We start from the raw sequence: 22408 nt of genomic DNA, 5'->3' as shown, positions 1-22408 counted from the left end.
GGCTCCGGGTCGGGGGTCCCCGGCTAGCGGTGGTCGCTGCCCTGGGACTGGACCGCGGCCCGGCCCGCCTCCAGGCGGGCGACCGGGATGCGGAACGGGGAGCAGGAGACGTAGTCGAGTCCGACCTCGTGGAAGAAGTGGACCGACTCCGGGTCGCCGCCGTGCTCGCCGCAGACGCCGAGCTTGAGGTCGGGCCGGGTCTCGCGGCCGGCCTTGGCGGCCAGCTTCACCAGGGAGCCGACGCCGTCCTTGTCGATCGTCTCGAACGGGGAGACCCCGAAGATGCCCTTCTCCAGGTAGGCGGTGAAGAAGCTCGCCTCCACGTCGTCCCGGGAGAAGCCCCACACCGTCTGGGTGAGGTCGTTGGTGCCGAAGGAGAAGAACTGCGCGGCCTCGGCGATCTGACCGGCGGTCAGCGCGGCGCGCGGCAGCTCGATCATCGTGCCGATGGACAGCTTCAGCTGCGCGCCGGAGGCCGCCTCGACCTCGGCGATGACCTGGTCGGCCTCCTCGCGCACGATCTCCAGCTCCTGGACCGTGCCCACCAGCGGAATCATGATCTCGGCGCGCGGGTCGCCCTTGGCGGCCTTGCGCTCGGCCGCCGCCTCGGCGATCGCCCGCACCTGCATGGTGAACAGTCCGGGGATGACCAGGCCCAGGCGCACACCGCGCAGACCCAGCATCGGGTTCTGCTCGTGCAGCCGGTGCACGGCCTGGAGCAGGCGCAGCTCGTTCTCGTGCGGCTCCTGGCGGGACTCGGCCAGGGCCACGCGGACGGACAGCTCGGTGATGTCCGGCAGGAACTCGTGCAGCGGCGGGTCGAGCAGGCGGACGGTGACCGGCAGGCCGTCCATCGACTCGAAGAGCTGCACGAAGTCCTGCTTCTGCAGCGGCAGCAGCTGCTTGAGGGACTCCTCGCGCTCGGCGTCCGTGTCGGCCAGGATCAGCCGCTCCACCAGCTCGCGCCGGTCGCCGAGGAACATGTGCTCGGTGCGGCACAGGCCGATGCCCTGGGCGCCGAAGCGGCGGGCGCGCAGCGCGTCCTCGGCGTTGTCGGCGTTGGCCCGCACGCGCAGGCGGCGCTTGCGGTCGGCGAAGGCCATCATGCGGTGGACGGCCTCGACCAGCTCGTCGGCGTCGTCGGCGCCCGGGTGCATCCGGCCCTCGAAGTACTCCACGACCGGCGACGGCACGACCGGCACCTCGCCGAGGTACACCTTGCCGGTGGAGCCGTCGATGGAGACGACGTCGCCCTCCTCGACGACGTGTCCGCCCGGCACGGTCATCCGGCGGCGCTTGGTGTCGACCTCCAGCTCCTCGGCGCCGCAGACACAGGTCTTGCCCATGCCGCGGGCGACGACGGCCGCGTGGGAGGTCTTGCCGCCGCGGGAGGTGAGGATGCCCTCGGCGGCGATCATGCCGTCCAGGTCGTCGGGGTTGGTCTCGCGGCGGATCAGGATGACCTTCTCGCCGGAGCGGGACCACTTCACGGCCGTGTAGGAGTCGAAGACGGCCTTGCCGACCGCGGCGCCCGGGGAGGCCGCGATGCCGCGCCCGACCTGCTCGACCTTGGCGCTCTCGTCGAAGCGCGGGAACATCAGCTGGGCGAGCTGGGCGCCGTTGACGCGGGTGAGCGCCTCGGCCTCGTCGATCAGGCCCTGGTCCACCAGCTGGGTGGCGATGCGGAAGGCCGCGCCCGCGGTGCGCTTGCCGACGCGGGTCTGGAGCATCCACAGCACGCCGCGCTCGATGGTGAACTCGATGTCGCAGAGATCCTTGTAGTGGTTCTCCAGGGTCTCCATGATCTGCATGAGCTGGTCGTACGACTTCTTGTCGATGCGCTCCAGATCGGCGAGCGGCACGGTGTTGCGGATGCCGGCGACGACGTCCTCGCCCTGGGCGTTCTGCAGGTAGTCGCCGTAGACGCCCTGCTGGCCGGAGGCGGGGTCGCGGGTGAAGGCGACGCCGGTGCCGGAGTCGGGGCCGAGGTTGCCGAAGACCATGGAGCAGACGTTGACGGCCGTGCCCAGGTCGTGCGGGATGCGCTCCTGGCGGCGGTAGAGCTTGGCCCGGTCGCCGTTCCAGGAGTCGAAGACGGCCTTGATGGCGAGGTCCATCTGCTCGCGCGGGTCCTGCGGGAAGTCGCGGCCGGCCTCGGTCTTGACGATCTTCTTGAACTTGGTGACGAGCTTCTTGAGGTCGGCCGCCTCCAGCTCGGTGTCGACGGTGACCTTCTTGGCCGCCTTCGCCGCCTCCAGCGCGTCCTCGAACAGCTCGCCGTCGACGCCCAGCACGGTCTTGCCGAACATCTGGATGAGGCGGCGGTAGGAGTCCCACGCGAACCGCTCGTCCCCGGCCTGCTCGGCCAGGCCCTGCACCGACTTGTCGGACAGGCCGATGTTGAGGACGGTGTCCATCATGCCGGGCATGGAGAACTTGGCGCCCGAGCGCACCGACACCAGCAGCGGGTCGTCGGCCTGGCCGAGCTTCTTGCCCATGCGGGCCTCGAGGGCGTCGAGGTGCGCGCTCACCTCGTCACGCAGTGCCGCCGGCTCCTCGCCGCTGTCCAGGTAGGTCTTGCAGGCCTCGGTGGTGATGGTGAAGCCGGGGGGAACCGGCAGTCCGAGGTTGGTCATCTCGGCGAGGTTCGCGCCCTTGCCACCGAGGAGGTCCTTGAGGTCCTTGTTGCCCTCGGTGAAGTCGTAAACGAACTTCACGCCCTCAACGCTGTGGCCCGGCTGAGCTACGTGGGGATCTTTGTTTTCCGACACGGGTCTCGACTCCTCGAGGACGCGGTGGCTGCCCTGACGGCGAGGAACATACCCAGATCAAAGGCGTCTGGGGAGGTCCACTCGCGCGTCATGCGCCTGTAACCACTCGTCCGCCAGCGGATCGAAAGTCAAGGCTGGGCAAGCGATCACAGCCGTATGTTTTCACTTCTTGAACGCAAGACTCTCCTCGCGGCCCTTCACGCGCTCATCTGAGCGAAGTTTCTGCACATTTGATTTCGCTCGATGAACGATCAAAGGGTGGCACTCAGTGCCACCCTTTGAGGAAGTGCAGTCGCCCATGATCCGCTCATCTGAGCGCAGCCCTTATCAAGGGTGGCGAGAATCACGCTGCCACAGCGGACCGGATTTCACCATGCGGACGCCCTCCGAGCACCCGAAACCTCGTGGTCACACGCCGAGCGCGCGCAGCCGCTCCTCGGCCCGCTCGGGTGCGTACAGGTGCTCCACGACCATCGCACCCGCCCCCACCAGTCCGGCCCGCTCGCCCAGCCGCGCGGTGACCACGTCGAGGTGGGCCGTGGAGCGGGGCAGCGCGCGCTGGTAGAGCAGTTCGCGCACGCCGGTGAGGAAGGGAGTTCCGGCCAGATCCCCGGCGATCATCAGAACGCCCGGATTCAGCAGGGTGACGACCGTCGCCAGGACGTCCCCGACCCGGCGCCCCGCCTCCCGGGCGAGGCCGACCGCCTCCGGGTGCCCGGACGCCAGCAGCTCGCGGATGTCCGCGCCGGAGGAGGCCGGCACCCCGGCCTCGGAGAGCCGCCGCGCGACCGCGCCGCCGCCGGCCACCGCGGCCAGGCAGCCGAAGGAGCCGCACCGGCACAGGGCCTGGGCGCCCTCCGGGACCCGGATGTGCCCGATGTCCCCGGCGCCGCCGTCGACCCCGCGGAACACCGCGCCGTCGACCACCACGCCGGCGCCGATCCCGGTGGAGACCTTCACCAGGACGAAGGCCGAGCAGTCGGGGTAGCCGGTGCGCTGCTCGCCGTACGCCATGAGGTTGGCGTCGTTGTCCACCAGCACCGGCAGCTCGCCCGTTCCGGCGTGCTCGGCGAGCGCCCGGGCGGTGCGGCCCCTGATGTCGTAGCCGTCCCAGCCGGGCATGATCGGCGGCTGCACGACCCGGCCGGTGGTGGTGTCGACCGGCCCGGGGACCGCCAGTCCGACCCCGCAGACGGCCTGCGCGCCGTGCCCGGCCTTCTTCAGCAGCCCGGCGAACCAGCCGCCCAGTTCGCCGAGCACGGCGTCCGGGCCGTCCTCGACGACCAGGGTGCCGGAGTGCTCCGCGAGGATCTCACCGCTCAGCGACAGCACCGCCGCCCGCGCGTGCCGGGTGTCGAGGTCGCCGGCCAGGACCACCGCGTGCCGGTCGTCGAACTCCAGGGTGATGGACGGCCGCCCGCCCAGCGGGGAGTCGACCGGTCCCCCGGCGCCCTCGCGCAGCCAGCCCGCGCGGAAGAGCCGGTCCAGCCGCTGGCCGACGGTCGCCCGTGACAGCCCGGTCGCCTGCTGCAGCGCACCCCGGGTCGTGGCGCGGCGACTGCGCACCAGTTCGAGCAGATCGCCGGCACTGCCCTGACCCGCGCTTCTCCCGGTCCTGCCGGGCTGTCCGCTCATGTACACCCCCTTGTGTTTCCCAACCGTGCCTTACATAGTGGGTTTTGCATGTTAAGTAGACGTAACTCCACGGTAGCCGTTACCGGGCGGACCCGGCCGGACGTCTTACGGAGAGCCCCGAGTGGACCGCACCGCCGCACACGCACCCAGCCCCACCAGCGGCGTTTCCGCCGCGCCCGAGCGGCCGGGAACCGCCCCTCCCCCGCACCTCGCAGGCGCCGCCCGGCCGCCGGCCCGCCGGGCGGGAGCACGGCCCGCCGTCCCCGGCGGCGGCGCGGAGCCACTGCCGGAGCCGGGGAACTGGGCGTCCCCCGGGCGTCCGTGCCACCAGGGTAGGGACAACGGACCCCGCCCACACCACCGGTGGGCGGGGTCGGCCCCCGTCCCCGAGGACGCGTTACGCCCCGGCAGCCACGCCCGTGGGGCTCCCGGGTGCCGGACAGCGGGCCCGGGAGGCAGAACGGCGGCGGCACCGGCCGGACCGCCGCGCGCCCGCACGGCCCACCGCACGAACCGCCGCCCCGCAGGGGGCACCCACCGCACCACGGTGATCAGGGGAGGGGACCCGGAATGACGGAACGCACCCATCTGCTCGTGCACGGCGGGACGTTCGCCGCCGTCGGTGATCGCGGCGACATCAGCGGGCACCGGGGCGGCAGCGCCCCGGACGGCCTGTTCGTGCGGGACGCGCGGCATTTGAGCCGCTGGCAGCTCACCGTCGACGGGGCGGTGCCCGAGGTGCTGACGCCGGTGGCCGACGGGGGCACCGCGCGCTGTGTGCTGGTGCCGCGCGGCGGCCGGGACGAGCCGCCCGCCTGCACGCTGTTCCGCGAACAGGCCGTCGGGGACGCCTCGTTCGTGGAGTCGCTGCGGATCACCAGCAACCGCCCGGTGCCCACGACGGTGCGTCTGGCGGTGACCGCGGACGCCGACTTCACCGACCAGTTCGAGCTGCGCTCGGACCACCGCACCTACGCCAAGCCCGGCGCGGTGCGCTCCCGGCAGGTGCTCGCCCACGGGGTGGAGTTCGCCTACCGGCGCGGCACCTGGCGCTCCGTGACGAGCGTGACGGCCGAACCGGGGCCGGACGCCGTGGAGGAGACCGGCACCGGTGCGCGCCGGCTGGTGTGGGACCTCGACCTCCCGTCGCACGGCACCGCGGAGCTGATCCTGCGGGTCATGGCCCGCCCGCACGGCGACCGGCGCGCCCTGCGGGTGCCCCACTCCCCCGCCGCCCTGCACGGGCGGCTGCGGTCCCGGGAGGCGGCCTTCGCGGAGGGCGTGGCCTTCCCGAGCGGCTGGCCGGCCCTGACCTCGGCCTGCGTCCGGGGCCTGGCGGACCTCGCCGCGCTCCAGGTCCCGGCGACCGGCCCGGACGGCGAGGAGGTGCGCGTCCCGGCCGCGGGAGCCCCCTGGTTCCTCACCCTGCTCGGCCGGGACGCCCTGCTCACCTCGCTGTTCGCGCTGCCCTACCGGTCCGGGCCGGCGGCGGCCACCCTGGTCGCGCTCGCCGCGACCCAGGCCACCCGGACCGGCCCCGACGAGGTCACCCGGCCGGGGAAGATCGTGCACGAGGTGCGCCACGGCGAGCTGGCCCACTTCGGGCAGGTGCCGTACGGCCGCTACTACGGCTCGGTCGACGCCACGCCGTTGTTCCTGGTCCTGCTCGGGGCGTACACCGAGCACACCGGCGATCCGGCCCTCGCCCGCCGCCTCGAAACCCACGCCCGGGCCGCGGTCGGCTGGATGCTCGACCACGGCGGCCTCACCACCCGCGGCTACCTCGTCTACCGCGCCGACCGGGGCGGCCTGGCCAACCAGAACTGGAAGGACTCCCCCGGCGCGGTCTGCTCGGCCGAGGGCGTCCGCCCGTACGGCCCGGTGTCGGCCGCGAGCGCCCAGGGCTACGCCTACGACGCGCTGCGCCGCACCGCCGTGCTGGCCCGCACGGTCTGGGGGGACACCACCTACGCGGAGCTGCTGGAGCAGGCGGCCGCCGACCTGCGGGACCGCTTCCAGCGGGACTTCTGGATGCCGCAGCACTCCTTCCCGGCCCTCGCGCTGGACGGCCGGGGCGACCGGGTCGACGCGCTCGCCTCCGACGCCGGGCACCTGCTGTGGTCGGGGCTGCTGGACAAGGAGTACGGCGAACAGGTGGGGCGGCGGCTGCTGGAGCCCGACTTCTTCTCCGGCTGGGGCGTGCGCACCCTGGCGGCCGGGCAGGCGGCGTACCACCCGCTGTCCTACCACCGCGGTTCGGTCTGGCCGCACGACAACGCGCTCATCGCCCTGGGCCTGGCCCGCTACGGGCTCCACGACGAGGCCCGCGCGATCGCCCGGGGCCTGGCCGACGCGGCGGGCGCGACGGGCCACCGGCTGCCGGAGGTCCTCGCGGGGTACGGCCGCGACACCCACCCGGAGCCGGTGCCCTACCCGCACGCGTGCGGCCGCGGCTCCCGGTCGGCGGCGGCCCCGCTGGCGCTGCTCACGGCGGTCGGCGGCGCCTGACCCGCCACCGGAGGTTTGCCGGGTGTTTGCCGAACGGCGGCCCGGCGGGCTGAACGCACCTGGTGGGCGCCCCGTACGCAACGGTGGCGGACCCGTTCCCCCACGCGGGCCCGCCACGTCGCCGCGTTCCGCACGGGAAGGACCCTCCGGGTGCCTGTCTTCACACGCTTCCACCAGCCGCCGCAGCCGGACGACGGCCCGTCCGGGGACGCGCCCGGGACGGCGGAGCAGGGCAGGGACGAGGGCGACCCGGCCGGGGAGGGAGCCGTGCCCGGGGCGGGGAAGCCGCCGGTGCCCGGCGCCTCCTCACGGTCCCTCCCCGGGCAGGTGCTCATCCGCCTGCGCACCTGGCGGACCCGGCGTCCCCGGACCGCCCGAGCCGTGCGCACGGCCACCACCGTCACGGCCGCCGCCCTGGTCCTCGGGGCGCTGCTGCTGCCGAACACGCTCCCGGCCCTGCACGCGGGGACCTTCGCGCGGATCCCGGCCGAGGCGGTCGTGGGAGCCGTCGTCGTGCTGGTGCTGCCGCCGCGGCCCCGGCTGGCCGCCGCGGTGCTGTTCGGCCTGGGTCTCACCGTGCTGACCGCGGTCAACCTGCTCGACATGGGGTTCAACGAGTACCTCGGCCGGGGCTTCAACGCCGCGCTCGACTGGGATCTGCTGCCGGACGCGCAGTCGTACGTCCGGGACACCTTCGGCGGGGGCGTCGCGACCGCGGCCGCCGTCGGGGCGGTCGTGCTCGTGCTGCTGCTGGCCGCCGTCCTGGTCGCGGCGACGGTCCGGCTGTCCGGCGTCCTGGCCCGCCACCGGGCGCGGTCCACCAAGGGGGCGCTCGTCGCCGGCACCGCGTGGGTCACCTGCTCCGCCCTCGGCCTGACGCTGTCCGGCGGCCCGATCGCCTCCGAGCGCGGCGCCGGTGCCCTGCGGGTGCACTCCCAGCGCACGGTCGACTCCCTGCGCGACGAGGCCGCCTTCGCGAAGGAGGCCCGGGCCGACACCTTCGGCAACACACCGCCCGGCGAGCTCCTGCCCGACCTGCGCGGCAAGGACGTGGTCTTCGCCTTCATCGAGAGCTACGGCCGCAGCGCCGTCGAGGACCCGGTCATGGCCCCCGGCGTCCACCGGACCCTGGACGCGAGCACCGAGGCGCTGCGCGAGGCGGGCTTCGCGGCGCGCAGCGGCTGGCTGACCTCGGCGACGTACGGCGGCAGCAGCTGGCTCGGCCACTCGACGACCATGTCCGGCCTGTGGATCGACAACCAGCGCCGCTACCGCACGGTCACCGCGGGCGACCACCTGACGCTCACCAAGGCGTTCCAGCGGACCGGCGCCTGGGACACGGTCGGCGTGATGCCGGGCGTGCAGAAGGGCTGGCCCGAGGAGAAGTGGTACGGCCTGGACCGGGTCTACGACGCGTTCGACCTGGGATACCGGGGGCCGAAGTTCAGCTGGTCGACCATGCCCGACCAGTACGCCCTGGAGGCGTTCGAGCGCCGGGTGCACGGCAGGAAGCGGGACCGGCCGCTGATGTCGTTCGTCATCCTGACCTCCAGCCACCAGCCCTGGGCGCCGATCCCGGAGCTGGTCGGCTGGGACGAACTGGGCGACGGCTCGGTCTTCGACGCGATCCAGAAGGCCGGGAACAGGGCCTCGGACGTCATCACCGACACCACCAGGTCCCGCGAGGAGTACGGGAAGTCGATCCGGTACTCGGTCACCAGCCTGACCCAGTGGCTCCGGCGCTACGGCACCGACGACACCGTCCTGGTCTTCCTCGGCGACCACCAGCCCATCGCCCGGGTCAGCGGCCCCCGCGCCTCCCGCGACGTGCCGGTGTCGATCGTCGCCAGGGATCCGGAGGTGCTGGACAAGATCGCCGGCTGGAACTGGACGGAGGGCCTCAGGCCCGCCTCCGACGCACCGGTGTGGCGGATGGACTCCTTCCGCGACCGCTTCCTGAAGGCGTACGGCTCGACACCGCGCCCCTCGCAGGGCTGATCAGCCGCCGGAGGTGTCGAGTTCGGCGTCCTCGCCGACCCCGGCGCAGTCGTAGGGGTCCTTGAGCCAGCCGTCCGGCAGCACCACGCGGTTGTTGCCGGAGGTGCGGCCGCGGGGCCCGTCGGCGCCGGCCGGCCACGGCTGGTCGAGGTCCAGCTCGTCCAGGCCGGAGCGCAGCTCCTCCAGGGAGGAGGTGACCGCCAAGCGCTTGCGCATCTCGGAGCCGACCGCGAAGCCCTTGAGGTACCAGGCGACGTGCTTGCGGAAGTCGATCACGCCCCGGGACTCGTCGCCGATCCACTCCCCGAGCAGCGTGGCGTGCCGGACCATGACGTCGGCGACCTCGCGCAGGGCGGGCCGGGCGATGTCCTCGGTGCGGCCCTCGAAGGCGGCGACCAGGTCGGCGAACAGCCACGGCCGGCCCAGGCAGCCGCGCCCGACCACGACGCCGTCGCAGCCGGTCTCGCGCACCATGCGCAGGGCGTCCTCGGCGGACCAGATGTCGCCGTTGCCCAGCACGGGGATCTCCGGCACGTGCTCCTTCAGCCGGGCGACGGCCTCCCAGTCGGCGGTGCCGCCGTAGTGCTGGGCGGCGGTGCGGCCGTGCAGCGCGATGGCCGTGACGCCCTCCTCGACGGCGATCCGGCCGGCGTCGAGGTAGGTGATGTGGTCGTCGTCGATGCCCTTGCGCATCTTCATGGTCACGGGCAGGTCGCCCGCGCCGCTGACGGCCTCGCGCAGGATGGCGCGCAGCAGGTTCCGCTTGTACGGCAGCGCCGAGCCGCCGCCCTTGCGGGTGACCTTCGGCACGGGGCAGCCGAAGTTGAGGTCGATGTGGTCGGCGAGGTCCTCCTCCGCGATCATGCGGACGGCCTTGCCGACGGTCGCGGGGTCCACGCCGTAGAGCTGGATGGACCGGGGCCGCTCGCTCGCGTCGAAGTGGACGAGCTGCATGGTCTTCTCGTTGCGCTCGACCAGGGCCCGGGTGGTGATCATCTCGCTGACGAACAGGCCCTTGCCCCCGCTGAACTCCCTGCACAGTGTGCGGAAGGGCGCGTTGGTGATCCCGGCCATGGGGGCCAGGACGACAGGGGGCTGGACGGTGTGCGGGCCGATCTGGAGGGGCGTGGACATTCCTCCATTGTGCCGTGCAATGAACGGGTAAAGTTCGTTAGTTAGGCACACTATCGATATCGGCGTACGATGGAGCCCATGCCCGAGCCCGGTCCCCGCCGCCGCATGCTGGTGCTGGCGATCTGCTGCATGAGCCTGCTGATCGTGAGCCTCGACAACACGGTCCTCAACGTGGCCCTGCCGTCCCTGCGGCGGGACCTGCACGCGAGCACCTCGGGCCTGCAGTGGACGATCGACGCGTACACCCTGGTCCTGGCCTCGCTGCTGATGCTCGCGGGCTCCACGGCCGACCGGATCGGCCGCAAGCAGGTCTTCATGGCGGGCCTGGTCGTCTTCACCCTCGGCTCGGTGCTGTGCTCCCTCGCACCGAACCTCCAGGCGCTGGTCGGCTTCCGGATGATCCAGGCGGTCGGCGGCTCGATGCTGAACCCGGTCGCCATGTCGATCATCACCAACACGTTCACGGACCCTCGGGAGCGGGCCCGGGCGATCGGCGTCTGGGGCGCCGTCGTCGGCATCTCGATGGCCGCCGGGCCCCTGATCGGCGGTGTGCTGGTGGACTCCGTGGGCTGGCGCTCGATCTTCTGGATCAACCTGCCGGTCGGACTGGCCGCCCTGCTGCTCACCCTGCGCTTCGTCCCCGAGTCCCGCGCCCCCCGGGCCCGCCGCCCCGACCCGGTCGGCCAGGTGCTGGTGATCGCGCTGTTCGGCTCCCTGACGTACGCCATCATCGAGGCGCCCACCGCGTCCCCCGCCTCGATCGCCCCGCCGGCCGCCGTGGCCCTGGCCGCCCTGACCGGCCTGCTCCTGTACGAGCCGCGCCGCGCGGAACCACTGATCGACCTGCGGTTCTTCCGCTCGGCGCCGTTCAGCGGGGCGACGGTCGTCGCGATCAGCGCCTTCGCCGCGCTCGGCGGCTTCCTGTTCCTGTCGACGCTGTACCTGCAGAGCGTGCGCGGACTGACGGCGCTCGAGGCCGGCCTGTGGATGCTGCCCATGGCGGTGCCGACGTTCCTGTGCGCACCGCTGTCGGGCCGCCTGGTCGGCACGCGCGGTCCTCGCCTTCCGCTGCTGATCGCGGGCGTGGCGATGACGGTGAGCGGGGTGCTGTTCGCCGCGTTCGAGGCGGAGACCTCCGACACCACGCTCTTCCTCGGCTACGTCCTGTTCGGCGTCGGCTTCGGCTTCGTCAACGCGCCCATCACCGACACGGCGGTGTCCGGCATGCCCCGCGCCCAGGCGGGCGTCGCGGCGGCCGTCGCCTCGACCAGCCGCCAGCTCGGGCAGACGCTGGGCGTGGCGGTGCTGGGCGCGGTGCTCGCGGCGGGCGTGGGCGGCTCGTCGTACCGGGCCGGGTTCGTCTCCGCCGCCCGCCCCGGCTGGTGGATCCTCACGGCGTGCGGCTTCGCGGTGCTGGTGCTGGGCGCGCTGACGACCGGGCGGTGGGCCCGGCGCACCGCCGAGCGGACCGCGCAGCGGCTGCGATCGGCGCAGGTGCGGGACGTGGTGGCGGCGGAGGAGCGGGCCTGACCCCCGCCCTTCGGTCCGGGCCGGCGCCCTCGCGCGGACCGGCGGAACCCCTTCCGCCGGGCACGCCGGCCGCGCGTCCGGGCCTGAGGACGCGTCACCGGGGTAGCAGTTCCGGTGCCGCGGGTGGCCCGCGAGCGAACGGGTCCGGAACGGGGGAGGCTTCATGACGCAGACCGACACGGGCAGCGTCTGCCGGTGGGACCAGCACGGGCGGCGGCACGTGGTGCGGGTGCGGCGCACCGGCACGCAGCGCACCCTCAGGTGCGAGACCTGCGACTGGCGCACCACCGCCCGGTTCCTGCCCGGCCTGAAGGCGGAGGAGCACCTCCTGCGGGCCCACCAGGCGACGGTGGACCCTGCGGGCGGCCCGAGCGCCTCGCGCCCGGCTACGCCGGGTTCCGCAGTCCGCGCAGCAGCAGGTCCACGACGGACGTGAAGTCGGCCTCGGCGCCCGGCTCCGCCCACGCGCGGGCGTGGCAGGGGTCGTGGAAGCGGCCGGTGGCGTGGAAGACCGCGCGGGCGGTGGCCTCGGGGTCGGCCGCGGTGAAGGCGCCGCTGTCCACCCCGTCGCGCACGATGGAGGCCAACTGGGCCGTCAGATCCGCCAGATGGTCGCCGACCGCCGTGCCGGCCTCGTCCGTGAGGACCGTGTACGTGGCGAACAGTTCCGGATCGTCGCCCGCCTTGCGGCGCTTGGCCGCGAACAGCGCGCCGAGCCAGTCCCGCAGCCGGGCCTCGGGGTCGCGGTCCGCCGCGACGATGCCGGACAGCTCGCGCGAGGTGCGGTCCAGCCAGCGCTTGGTGACCGCCTCGCGCAGGGCCGCCTTGGTGCGGAAGTGCCGGTAGACACTGCCGTGGCTGACGCCGAGCGCGCGGGCCACGTCCACCACGGTGGCCTTGGCCGGTCCGTGGCGGCGCAGCACCTCCTCGGTCGCTTCGAGGATGCGCTCGGCGGTCAGGGTCTCGCTGGTCGGTGCCATGCCCCCGACCGTACCCGGAGCCCGGTTCAGCTCTCGAGGTGCGCCATCTGGGCCGCGGGGTAGCGGTCGCCGGCGGCGGCCCCGGCGGGCACGGCCTTCTCGATCGCGGCGAGGTCGGCGTCGTCGAGGGTGACGTCCAGCGCGCCCAGCGCCTCGTCGAGCCGGTCGCGGCGGCGGGCGCCGACCAGCGGCACGATGTCCTCGCCGCGGGAGAGCACCCAGGCGATCGCGATCTGCGCGACGCTGACGCCCTTGTGCCCGGCGATCTCGCGCAGCGCCTCCACGAGGGCCAGGTTGTGCCGGAGGTTGTCCCCCTGGAAGCGGGGCGAGACGGCCCGGAAGTCGCCGGGGCCGAGCTGCCGGTCGGCCGTGAAGTGACCGGAGATCAGCCCCCGGGAGAGCACCCCGTACGCGGTGACGCCGATGCCCAGTTCGCGGGTGGTGGGCAGGATCTCGGGCTCGATGCCCCGGGAGATCAGGGAGTACTCGATCTGCAGGTCGGAGATCGGCGCGGTGGCGGCGGCCCGGCGGACGGTGGCGGCGCCGACCTCGCTGAGTCCGATGTGCCGCACGTACCCGGCGTCGACCAGTTCCGCGACGGCCCCGACCGTCTCCTCGACCGGTACGTCGGGGTCGAGCCGGGCGAGGCGGTAGACGTCGATGTGGTCGACGCCCAGCCGCTGCAGGGAGTACGCGGCGAAGTTCTTCACCGCGGCGGGCCGGCCGTCGTAACCCGACCAGCTGCCGTCCGGGCCGCGCAGGGCGCCGAACTTGACGCTGACCAGGGCCTGTTCGCGCCGGGCGGCGGGGGCCGCGCGCAGGGCCTCGCCGATCAGCATCTCGTTGTGGCCCATGCCGTAGAAGTCGCCGGTGTCGAGGAGGGTGACGCCCGCTTCGAGCGCCGCGTGGATCGTCGCGACCGACTCGGCCCGGTCGGCCTCGCCGTACAGGGCGGACATGCCCATGCAGCCGAGGCCGAGGGCGGAGACCCGGGGGCCGGTGGTTCCGAGGGAGCGCGTTCGCATCGTCATGCCTCCCACGATGGCATGACGGGTGACAGATTTCAATATCTGTCATTCGATACTTGTCAGCTACCGGGTCGTCGCCGCCAGCTTCGCGCCCAGCGCCACGAACGACCCGGCGAAACCCCGGCGCAGCCACGCCATGACCTGCGGCCGGCCCAGCACCCGGCCGCGCACGGACCCGGCCAGCAGCCCGTACGCGGCGAACACCAGGAAGGTGGCCAGCATGAACACCCCGCCGAGCCCGGCCATCCGCAGCAGCGCGTGCGGCTCCCCGGGGCTCACGAACTGCGGCAGGAAGGCGAAGAAGAAGACGGTCAGCTTCGGGTTGAGGAGGTTGATCAGCACGCCCCGCACGATCACCTGCCGTGCGGACGGGGGCGCGGCCTCGTCCTCCCCGGCCGCGAGGGCGTCCTTGTCGCGCAGGGTGGCCCAGGCCATGAAGAGCAGGTAGGCGACGCCGGCGTACTTCAGCACCTGGAAGGCGGTGGCGCTGGCGTGCAGCAGGGCCGCCGCGCCGGTGACGGTGGCCAGCAGGTGGGGCACGATGCCGAGGGTGCAGCCCACGGCGGCGACGACACCGGCGCGGGGGCCCCGGGAGAGCGCCGCGGCGAGGGTGTGGAGGGCGCCGGTGCCCGGTGTGGCGACGACGATCAGGGTGGTCAGCAGGAAGGCGAAGCTCATGGCCCCCACCCTCGCCCCGCCGCTCCGGCGGCAACAGGACCAATCACCCCCGCCGTTGGAGGGCCGGTTGCCGCAACGCGGCGGTGCCGGGCCCCTCCTGGGAGGGACCCGGCACCGTCGTGGGACGAAGAGGCGTCAGCAGCCGACCAGGCGGGCCGCCAGGTAGCCCTCGATCTGGTCGAGGGAGACGCGCTCCTGCTTCATCGAGTCGCGCTCACGCACGGTCACCGCGTTGTCCTCGAGCGTGTCGAAGTCGACGGTCACGCAGAACGGCGTACCGATCTCGTCCTGGCGCCGGTAGCGGCGGCCGATGGCGCCGGCGTCGTCGAACTCGATGTTCCAGTTCTGCCGCAGCGCCTGGGCCAGACCCTTGGCCTTCGGGGACAGCTCGGGGTTGCGCGACAGCGGCAGCACGGCGACCTTGACCGGGGCGAGGCGGTGGTCCAGGCGCAGCACGGTGCGCTTCTCCAGCTTGCCCTTGGCGTTGGGCGCCTCGTCCTCGACGTAGGCGTCCAGCAGGAAGGCCAGCATGGCGCGGCCGACACCGGCGGCGGGCTCGATGACGTAGGGGGTCCAGCGCTCGCCGGCCTCCTGGTCGAAGTACGTCAGGTCCTGGCCGGAGGCCTTGGAGTGGGCGCCGAGGTCGTAGTCGGTGCGGTTGGCCACGCCCTCCAGCTCACCCCACTCGCTGCCGCCGAACTGGAAGCGGTACTCGATGTCGGCGGTGCGCTTGGAGTAGTGGGAGAGCTTCTCCTTCGGGTGCTCGTACCACCGCATGTTCTCCTCGCGCAGGCCCAGGCCGGTGTACCAGTTCCAGCGCTGCTCCATCCAGTACTCCTGCCACTTCTCGTCCTCGCCCGGCTTGACGAAGAACTCCATCTCCATCTGCTCGAACTCGCGGGTGCGGAAGATGAAGTTGCCGGGCGTGATCTCGTTGCGGAAGGACTTGCCCATCTGGGCGATGCCGAACGGCGGCTTGCGGCGCGAAGTGGTCTGCACCTGCGAGAAGTTGGTGAAAATGCCCTGGGCGGTCTCGGGACGCAGGTAGGCGACGGAGCCGGAGTCCTGCGTGGGGCCGAGGTGCGTGGACAGCAGGCCCGAGAACTGCTTGGGCTCGGTGAACTGGCCCTTGTTGCCGCAGTTGGGGCAGTTGACGTCGGCCAGGCCGTTCTCCGGCAGGCGCTTGTGCTTGGCCTCGTAGGCCTCCTCCAGGTGGTCCGCGCGGAACCGCTTGTGGCAGGAGGTGCACTCGGTCAGCGGGTCCGTGAACGTGGCGACGTGGCCGGAGGCGACCCAGACCTCGGGGGCCAGGATCACGGACGAGTCGATACCCACGACGTCCTCGCGGGACGTCACCATGTAGCGCCACCACTGGCGCTTGAGGTTCTCCTTGAGCTCGACACCGAGGGGGCCGTAGTCCCAAGCGGCGCGCTGACCGCCGTAGATCTCACTGCAGGGGAATACGAAGCCACGGCGCTTGCTCAGGCTGACGATGGTGTCGATCTTGTCGGCGGCCACGGTGCTCTCTTCATTACGACGACGGAACTGACAGGGGCGGCGCGAAGCGCCTTGATGAGGGGTGGTGGTCGGGAGACGGGCGGGCGGAGCAGGTTGCTTCCAGCGAATGATTCAGGTTACCGGCGGGGGCGCCCCCTCAATCAAATCGCTCCCCCATACCGGCCCTCAAGGCCCTCGTGGGACCGTTTGTTGACAACGGTTTCCATATTTGTTGAAAATGACAGTCATGAACGTACGACGACGCCTCATACCCGCCGCCCTGGCCTCCGCTCTCGGCCTCGGCGCCCTCACCGCCTGCTCCAGCGACAGCGCGGCGACGGGCAACACGGAGAAGTTCGACGTCGTCGCCTCCTTCTACCCGATGGCGTTCCTCGCCGAGCAGATCGGCGGCGACCACGCGCACGTCACCAGCCTGACCGAGCCGGGCCAGGAGCCGCACGACCTGGAGATCAGCACCAGGCAGCGCGCCCAGCTCGAGGAGGCCGACGCGGCGCTCTACCTCAAGGGCCTGCAGCCCGCCGTCGACGAGGCCGTCGCGCAGACCGGCATCGAGACGAAGATCGACGCGGCCGGCCTGACCCGCCTCGAGGACCACGGCACCGGCGGCCACAGCCACGAGGGCGAGGAAGGCCACTCCGAGGAAGGCCACTCCGAGGAGGAAGAGGAGCACGCCCGCGACCCGCACGTCTGGCTCGACCCGGTGAAGTACGCCGAGGTCGCCCAGGGCGTCGGCAAGGCCTTCGAGAAGGCCGACCCGGACCACGCGGCCGACTACAAGAAGAACACCGAGGCGCTGGTCGAGAAGCTGAACGGCCTGGACAAGGACTTCGAGAACGGCCTCAAGGACACCAGGTCGAAGGTGTTCTTCACCAACCACGCCGCGTTCAGCTACCTCGCCGAGCGCTACGGCCTCACCCAGGAGGCCATCTCCGGCATGGACCCCGAGAGCGAGCCCAGCGCCGCCCGGGTCCGGGAGCTGCAGCAGGAGGCCAAGGCCGACGGCGTCACCACCGTCTTCTACGAGACACTGGTCTCCGACAAGACCGCGAAGACCCTCGCCCGCGACGCGAACCTGAAGACGGACGTCCTCGATCCGCTGGAGGGCATCACCGACAGGTCCCGCGGCGACGACTACTTCCAGGTCATGGAATCCAACCTCGAGGCCCTGCAGAAGGCCCTGGGAGCCAAGTGATCGACCCATCGGAGGACGGCATGACCGAGCCCGTCGTATCCCTGCGCGGCGTCCGCGCGGACCTGGGCTCGCGCCCCGTGCTGCGCGGCATCGACCTCACCGTGCGCCACGGCGAGGTCGTCGCACTGCTCGGCGCGAACGGCTCGGGCAAGTCGACGGCCGTGCGCAGCATCATCGGCCAGGTGCAGACCGGCGCCGGCGAGATCCGGCTGTTCGGCACCGACCGCGCGCGCTTCCGCGACTGGCACCGCGTGGGCTACGTGCCGCAGCGCACCACCGCCGCCGGCGGCGTGCCCGCCACGGTGACCGAGGTGGTCTCCGCCGGCCGCCTGTCGCGGGCCCGCTTCGGCCTCCTGCGCAAGGCCGACCACGCGGCCGTACGGCGCGCGCTGGAGCTCGTCGGCATGGCCGACCGGGCCAAGGACCCGGTCGACGCCCTCTCCGGCGGCCAGCACCAGCGCGTCCTGATCGCCCGCGCCCTGGCCTCCGAGCCCGAGCTGCTGATCATGGACGAGCCGATGGCCGGCGTAGACCTGGCCAGCCAGGAGGTCCTCGCGCACACGCTCACCGAGCAGGTCTCCCAGGGCACCACCGTGCTGCTCGTGCTGCACGAGCTGGGTCCGCTGGAGCCCCTGATCGACCGGGCGGTCGTCCTGCGCGACGGCTGCGTCGTGCACGACGGGCCGCCCCCGAAGGCGGTCGGGCAGCACGCCCTGCCCGGCCACGACCACGTGCACCCGCACGCACCCGCGGGCGCCGAACCGATCCGCACGGGACTGCTGAGCTGATGGACTTCCTCGACTACGCCTTCATGCAGCGGGCCCTGCTCGCCGCCGTCCTGGTCGGCATCACCGCCCCCGCGGTCGGCATCTACCTGGTCCAGCGCCGCCAGGCCCTGATGGGCGACGGCATCGGCCATGTCGCGATGACCGGCGTCGGCCTCGGCTTCCTGCTCACCTGGTCCCCGGTGTGGATGGCGACCCTGGTCTCCGTGCTCGGCGCCGTCCTCATGGAGCTGATCCGCTGGTACGGCCGGACCCGCGGCGACATCGCCCTCGCGATGCTCTTCTACGGCGGCATGGCCGGCGGTGTGATGTTCATCAACCTCGCGCCGACGGGCTCCAACGCCAACCTGACGTCGTACCTGTTCGGCTCCCTGTCGACGGTGTCCGAGTCGGACGTGACGGCGATCTGCGTCCTGGCCGCCTTCGTCGTGCTGGTCACCCTGGGCCTGCGCCGGCAGCTCTTCGCGGTCAGCCAGGACGAGGAGTTCGCCCGGGTGACGGGCCTGCCCGTGCGCGTGCTGAACCTGCTGACCGCGGTCACCGCGGCCGTCACGGTGACGGTGGCGATGCGGGTGGTCGGCCTGCTGCTGGTGAGCGCGCTGATGGTGGTGCCCGTCGCGGCCGCCCAGCAGATCGCCCGCAGCTTCGCCGCGACCTTCGTGATCGCCGTGGCCATCGGCGTCAGCGTGACGATCGGCGGCACGGTCACCTCGTACTACCAGGACGTGCCGCCCGGGGCGACCATCGTGCTGCTGACCATCGGCGCATTCGTCGTGCTGACGGTGCTCGCCGCCCCGCTGGCGCGCCGCCGTGCCCGGGCCCGGGCGGCCGCGCTCGGCGCGTCCGATCCCGCCGAGTGCGCGATCCCGGGCAGCCGTCAGGCGACCGACGAGGTCGGCGTCTGACCGCCCCCGCACCGGGCTGGCACAATGGCCCGGGCAAGGCAGACGTGAGGAGGCAACGGTGACGACCGCTGGACCGTCCGTGAAGGGCCGCGCCACCAAGCAGCGCGCCGCCGTGGCGGCGGCCCTGCAGGAGGTCGACGAGTTCCGCAGCGCGCAGGAACTGCACGACATGCTCAAGCACAAGGGCGACTCGGTCGGGCTCACCACGGTCTACCGCACCCTGCAGTCCCTCGCCGACGCCGGTGAGGTCGACGTGCTGCGCACCGCCGACGGCGAGTCCGTCTACCGCCGCTGCTCCACCGACGACCATCACCACCACCTCGTGTGCCGCGGCTGCGGCAAGGCCGTGGAGGTCGAGGGACCGGCCGTGGAGACGTGGGCCGAGGCCATCGCCGCCGAGCACGGCTTCGTGAACGTGGCCCACACGGTCGAGATCTTCGGCACGTGCGCGGAGTGCGCGGCGGCCGCGCAGTAGCCTCCCGGACGCCCGCCCCAGACCACCGCCCGGCGCTGCGGCCGGGCGGCAGGCCGGCTCGGGTCTCACGACCCCACGCGGTTCCGCCCGTGGCGGTAGTGCCGATACGACCGCCCCGGCAGCAGCGCGGCCAAAGGGCGGCGCTCCCCCGCCTCGCCAGCCCCCCGGCGGACTCTCCCGCCCCCGGCGGCCAGGCAGCCCGCCCAGGTCCCCACCAGCCCCCCGCGGTCCCGCCCGGGGCGCTGCTGCCAGCGCGGCCGTAAGGCAGGCGCTCCCCCGCCTCGCCAGCCCCCTGGCGGACTTTCCGCCCGCGGCGGCCAGGCAGGCACGCCCGGGTCTCGTCAGTCCCCGGCGGACTCCGGCCGCTGCGGCAGTGCCGCCGTGACAGCCGCCAGCAGCAGCACCGCGGCGGCGACGACGAGCAGGGCCCGCCCGGTGCCCAGCGGCACCAGCAGCAGCGTGCCGAGCACTCCGCCGGTGAAGATGCCGCCGACCGTGGCCGTCCAGCGCGTCCGGGCCAGCCGCTGCCCGGCCGGCATCCCGCGCAGCACCGTCCGGGGCCGCTTCAGCACGTCGTTGACGAGCTCGGCCATGGCCGTCTGGCTCAGCTGCGTCGGCATGCCCGGCACACGCACGCGCAGGACGGTGGAGGCCCGCACCCCCATCGCCAGGGCGACGAGCGCGATGACGGCGTGGTCCTGCCCGGCGTCGGCGGCCGCCTGCGTGCCGTGCCGCCACAGCGCCACCGCACCGGCGGCCACCAGCAGGACGGCCTCGCAGACCAGCCCGGCCGGGAACCAGGCCCTCCCCCGCTCCGCCACGGCCTTCAGGGCCAGGGCCGCGAGAGCCGCCCCCGCCACGAACGCCCCGATGGCGGTGACCGGCCGCGCCACCGGGATGTCCCCGTCCCCGGCGAGGGCGAAGGACAGGAAGAGCACGTTGCCGGTGGCCAGGGCGCAGAAGACCTTCCCCATGGTGAGGAAGCTGATGGCGTCGACGGCACCGGCGAGCACGGTGAGGGCGGTCATCACGGCCACCCGCCGGGCGTCGGTCGTGAGGGCCGGTGGGGCATCGGGCATGCGGCCAGTGTGGTCACCCGGCCCCGGCCCCGGCGGAAGGCCGCGCCGGACACGCGGCCACACGCGCCGCCCGGCCTACCCGCGGGCATCCGGGCTCCCCCGCGCGGCGGGCGGGAGGGCTACGGCTGCCTGCCCTCCATGGCCAGCAGTTCCTCGTTCGGAATGGCCCCGCCGAACCGCCGGTCCCGCGAGGCGAACTCCAGGCACGCGCGCCACAGGTCGCGCCGGTCGAAGTCCGGCCACAGCACGTCCTGGAAGACCATCTCGGCGTAAGCGCTCTGCCAGAGCAGGTAGTTGGAGGTGCGCTGCTCGCCGCTGGGGCGCAGGAACAGGTCCACGTCCGGCATGTCCGGGTAGTACAGGTACTTGGCGAAGGTCTTCTCGGTGACCTTGGAGGGGTCGAGCCTGCCGTTCCGGACGTCCTCGGCGAGCGCCTTGGCGGCGTCGGCGATCTCGGCCCGGCCGCCGTAGTTCATGCAGAAGTACAGGGTCAGGCGGTCGTTGTCCTTGGTCTGCTCCTGGGCGACCTGGAGTTCCTTGGCGACCGAGCGCCACAGCTTGGGCATCCGGCCGACCCAGCGCACGCGGATGCCCAGTTCGTCGAGCTGGTCGCGGGTCTTGCGGATGAAGTCCCGGTTGAAGTTCATCAGGAAGCGCACCTCGTCGGGCGAGCGCTTCCAGTTCTCGGTGGAGAAGGCGTACAGGGAGATGGCGCCCACGCCCATCTCGATGGCGCCCTGGAGCACGTCCAGCACGCGCTCGGCACCGACCTTGTGCCCCTCGGTGCGCGGCAGCCCGCGGTCCTTGGCCCAGCGTCCGTTGCCGTCCATGACGATCGCCACATGCCGCGGCACGAGCTCCCCGAGCTTCGGGGGCCGCGCGCCGGACGGGTGCGGCTCCGGCGTCCTGTACTCGCGGCGCTGGCGCCCCAGGATCCCGCGTACGGCCATGTGTGTCTCGTCTCCTCGGCTTGCTCGGTTGTTACTTCTCGACGTAGCGCAGCGAGCGCAGGCCGCGCTCCATGTGCCAGTGCAGATAGGCGGACACCAGCCCGCTGCCCTCCCGGACGTAGCGCGCCTCGCACGCGTCCGCGCTCCCCCAGTCTCCCGTAAGCAGCGCGCCGAGGAGTTCCAGGGCCTGGGGCGAGGGTACGACGCTGCCGGGCACCCGGCAGTCCGCGCAGACCGATCCGCCCGAGGCGACCGAGAAGAAGCGGTTGGGTCCGGGCATGCCGCACTTCGCGCAGTCGCCGAAGGTCGGGGCGTAGCCGTTCACGGCCAGGGAGCGCAGCAGGAAGGCGTCGAGGACGAGATGGGGGGCGTGTTCGCCCCGGGCGAGGGTGCGCAGGGCGCCGACGAGCAGCAGGTACTGCTGCACGGCCGGCTCGCCCTCGTGGTCGGTGAACCGCTCGGCGGTCTCCAGCATGGCGGTGCCGGCGGTGTACCGGGCGTAGTCGGTGACGATCCCGCCGCCGTAGGGCGCGATGGTCTCGCTCTGGGTGCACAGCGGCAGCCCGCGGCCGACCAGCTCGCTGCCCTTGGCGAAGAACTGCACGTCGACGTGGGAGAACGGTTCGAGGCGCGCGCCGAACTTGGACTTGGTGCGGCGCACGCCCCTGGCCACGGCCCGTACGCGTCCGTGACCGCGGGTGAGCAGCGTGATGATCCGGTCCGCCTCACCCAGCTTCTGGGTGCGCAGCACGATGCCGTCGTCGCGGAACAGACTCATGCGCCCCATTCTCGCCTACGCGCGCACCCCCCGGGCCGTGAGATGGGTCAAGGCAGGTCGCCCCTGCCGCGCGCGTCGGCGTACGCGGTGGCCGCGCTCAGCCGCTCGGCCGGGGTGGCGTGCCGCACGGCGCCGGGGTCGGCGTCCCACTCCCTGCCGCCGCCGTACGGCCTGAGCTGGACGTAGGGCCCTTCGTGCCCCATGACGATGCCGAGGCGTCCGCTGCGGGTGTCGACGACGTGCGCGCCGACCGGGGGCCTCATCGCGGCACCGCAGGGAAGCGGCGGGCGCCGCGCGCGCAGGGGCGGCCGGTCCCCGCTCGCCGTGCCCTGAGCGGGCGGAGCGCTCTGCGCGCGAGACCCGCCGGGTCGGGTCCGCTGGGCGGCCGGTTGTTCCCGGCCCCGGCGAGTGCTGCCCGCAATTCCTTCACCGCATCCTCCGCTTCCGTGGCGCCGAGCGCCGCT

The 22408-nt window shown here is 72.9% G+C and carries 19 protein-coding genes; 8 read left to right on the top strand and 11 right to left on the bottom strand.

Annotated features, from left to right (window positions below; genetic code table 11):
- Window positions 1-23 precede the first annotated feature (23 nt).
- Window positions 24-2771, bottom strand: a complete 2748-nt coding sequence (ppdK, locus tag ACFYWG_RS13510) for a pyruvate, phosphate dikinase (protein ID WP_389201271.1) — start codon at window positions 2769-2771, stop codon at window positions 24-26.
- A gap of 408 nt (window positions 2772-3179) precedes the next feature.
- Window positions 3180-4406, bottom strand: a complete 1227-nt coding sequence (locus ACFYWG_RS13505) for an ROK family protein (protein WP_389201269.1) — start codon at window positions 4404-4406, stop codon at window positions 3180-3182.
- Window positions 4407-4976: 570 nt separating this feature from the next.
- Here ACFYWG_RS13505 and ACFYWG_RS13500 point away from each other — a divergent pair.
- Together ACFYWG_RS13500 and ACFYWG_RS13495 are read left to right on the top strand one after the other, a co-directional pair.
- Window positions 4977-6914 (top strand): glycogen debranching N-terminal domain-containing protein, encoded by a 1938-nt coding sequence (locus ACFYWG_RS13500; RefSeq protein WP_383501535.1) that lies wholly within the window; start codon window positions 4977-4979, stop codon window positions 6912-6914.
- A gap of 150 nt (window positions 6915-7064) precedes the next feature.
- Window positions 7065-8912 carry a CDP-alcohol phosphatidyltransferase gene (locus tag ACFYWG_RS13495; RefSeq protein ID WP_389201267.1) on the top strand — a complete coding sequence of 616 codons (1848 nt, stop codon included), beginning with the start codon at window positions 7065-7067 and terminating at the stop codon, window positions 8910-8912.
- On the opposite strand, the gene dusB is transcribed toward ACFYWG_RS13495, so the two are convergent.
- Complete coding sequence (gene dusB / locus ACFYWG_RS13490; RefSeq protein WP_383501541.1) at window positions 8913-10046, bottom strand: tRNA dihydrouridine synthase DusB; 1134 nt, start codon at window positions 10044-10046, stop codon at window positions 8913-8915.
- Window positions 10047-10124: 78 nt separating this feature from the next.
- Between dusB and ACFYWG_RS13485 the strand changes: the two genes are divergently transcribed.
- A complete protein-coding gene (locus ACFYWG_RS13485) occupies window positions 10125-11576 on the top strand; it encodes an MFS transporter (protein ID WP_389201264.1) in 1452 nt (483 codons plus the stop codon).
- Window positions 11577-11739: 163 nt separating this feature from the next.
- Window positions 11740-12012, top strand: coding sequence for a hypothetical protein (locus ACFYWG_RS13480; protein ID WP_376323116.1), 273 nt, complete (start codon window positions 11740-11742; stop codon window positions 12010-12012).
- On the opposite strand, the gene ACFYWG_RS13475 is transcribed toward ACFYWG_RS13480, so the two are convergent.
- From ACFYWG_RS13475 to ACFYWG_RS13460, 4 genes are all read right to left on the bottom strand, one after another.
- Window positions 11963-12556: a TetR family transcriptional regulator gene (locus ACFYWG_RS13475; RefSeq protein WP_383501550.1), complete on the bottom strand. Its 594-nt coding sequence runs from the start codon at window positions 12554-12556 to the stop codon at window positions 11963-11965. The two genes, ACFYWG_RS13480 and ACFYWG_RS13475, sit on opposite strands and share 50 nt — an antisense overlap.
- Before the next feature lie 26 nt (window positions 12557-12582).
- On the bottom strand, window positions 12583-13587 hold the full coding sequence (locus ACFYWG_RS13470; protein ID WP_389201260.1) for an aldo/keto reductase: 1005 nt from the start codon (window positions 13585-13587) through the stop codon (window positions 12583-12585).
- A gap of 60 nt (window positions 13588-13647) precedes the next feature.
- Entirely contained in the window at window positions 13648-14262 is a 615-nt protein-coding gene (locus tag ACFYWG_RS13465) for a LysE family translocator (RefSeq protein ID WP_383501557.1), read from the bottom strand.
- A 135-nt stretch (window positions 14263-14397) separates the two neighbouring features.
- Complete coding sequence (locus ACFYWG_RS13460) at window positions 14398-15780, bottom strand: glycine--tRNA ligase (protein WP_363118706.1); 1383 nt, start codon at window positions 15778-15780, stop codon at window positions 14398-14400.
- A 226-nt stretch (window positions 15781-16006) separates the two neighbouring features.
- On the opposite strand from ACFYWG_RS13460, the gene ACFYWG_RS13455 reads away from it, so the two are divergent.
- The 4 genes from ACFYWG_RS13455 to ACFYWG_RS13440 are packed head-to-tail and all read left to right on the top strand — an operon-like array spanning window position 16007 to window position 19137.
- Window positions 16007-16972, top strand: a complete 966-nt coding sequence (locus tag ACFYWG_RS13455; RefSeq protein WP_389201257.1) for a metal ABC transporter substrate-binding protein — start codon at window positions 16007-16009, stop codon at window positions 16970-16972.
- Between the two features lie 20 nt (window positions 16973-16992).
- Window positions 16993-17760: a metal ABC transporter ATP-binding protein gene (locus tag ACFYWG_RS13450; RefSeq protein WP_376323106.1), complete on the top strand. Its 768-nt coding sequence runs from the start codon at window positions 16993-16995 to the stop codon at window positions 17758-17760.
- Complete coding sequence (locus ACFYWG_RS13445; protein ID WP_376323105.1) at window positions 17760-18662, top strand: metal ABC transporter permease; 903 nt, start codon at window positions 17760-17762, stop codon at window positions 18660-18662. Before ACFYWG_RS13450 ends, ACFYWG_RS13445 begins: the two co-directional genes overlap by 1 nt.
- A gap of 58 nt (window positions 18663-18720) precedes the next feature.
- Window positions 18721-19137, top strand: coding sequence for a Fur family transcriptional regulator (locus ACFYWG_RS13440; RefSeq protein WP_376323103.1), 417 nt, complete (start codon window positions 18721-18723; stop codon window positions 19135-19137).
- 341 nt (window positions 19138-19478) lie between these two features.
- Here ACFYWG_RS13440 and ACFYWG_RS13435 read toward each other — a convergent pair whose 3' ends face one another.
- The 4 genes from ACFYWG_RS13435 to ACFYWG_RS13420 form a co-directional block, all read right to left on the bottom strand.
- On the bottom strand, window positions 19479-20216 hold the full coding sequence (locus ACFYWG_RS13435; RefSeq protein WP_389201254.1) for a DUF1275 family protein: 738 nt from the start codon (window positions 20214-20216) through the stop codon (window positions 19479-19481).
- A 119-nt stretch (window positions 20217-20335) separates the two neighbouring features.
- Window positions 20336-21166, bottom strand: coding sequence for an isoprenyl transferase (locus ACFYWG_RS13430; protein WP_376323099.1), 831 nt, complete (start codon window positions 21164-21166; stop codon window positions 20336-20338).
- 31 nt (window positions 21167-21197) lie between these two features.
- Window positions 21198-21944: a DNA repair protein RecO gene (gene recO, locus ACFYWG_RS13425; protein WP_389201252.1), complete on the bottom strand. Its 747-nt coding sequence runs from the start codon at window positions 21942-21944 to the stop codon at window positions 21198-21200.
- Window positions 21945-21991: 47 nt separating this feature from the next.
- A complete protein-coding gene (locus ACFYWG_RS13420; protein WP_376323097.1) occupies window positions 21992-22207 on the bottom strand; it encodes a hypothetical protein in 216 nt (71 codons plus the stop codon).
- Between the last annotated feature and the right edge of the window lie 201 nt (window positions 22208-22408).

Origin of the sequence: Streptomyces sp. NPDC003456, assembly GCF_042878735.1 — a bacterium.
GTDB lineage: Bacteria > Actinomycetota > Actinomycetes > Streptomycetales > Streptomycetaceae > Streptomyces.
The sequence above is the reverse complement of the archived record's forward strand: the minus strand, read 5'-3'. Positions and strand labels throughout refer to the sequence as shown.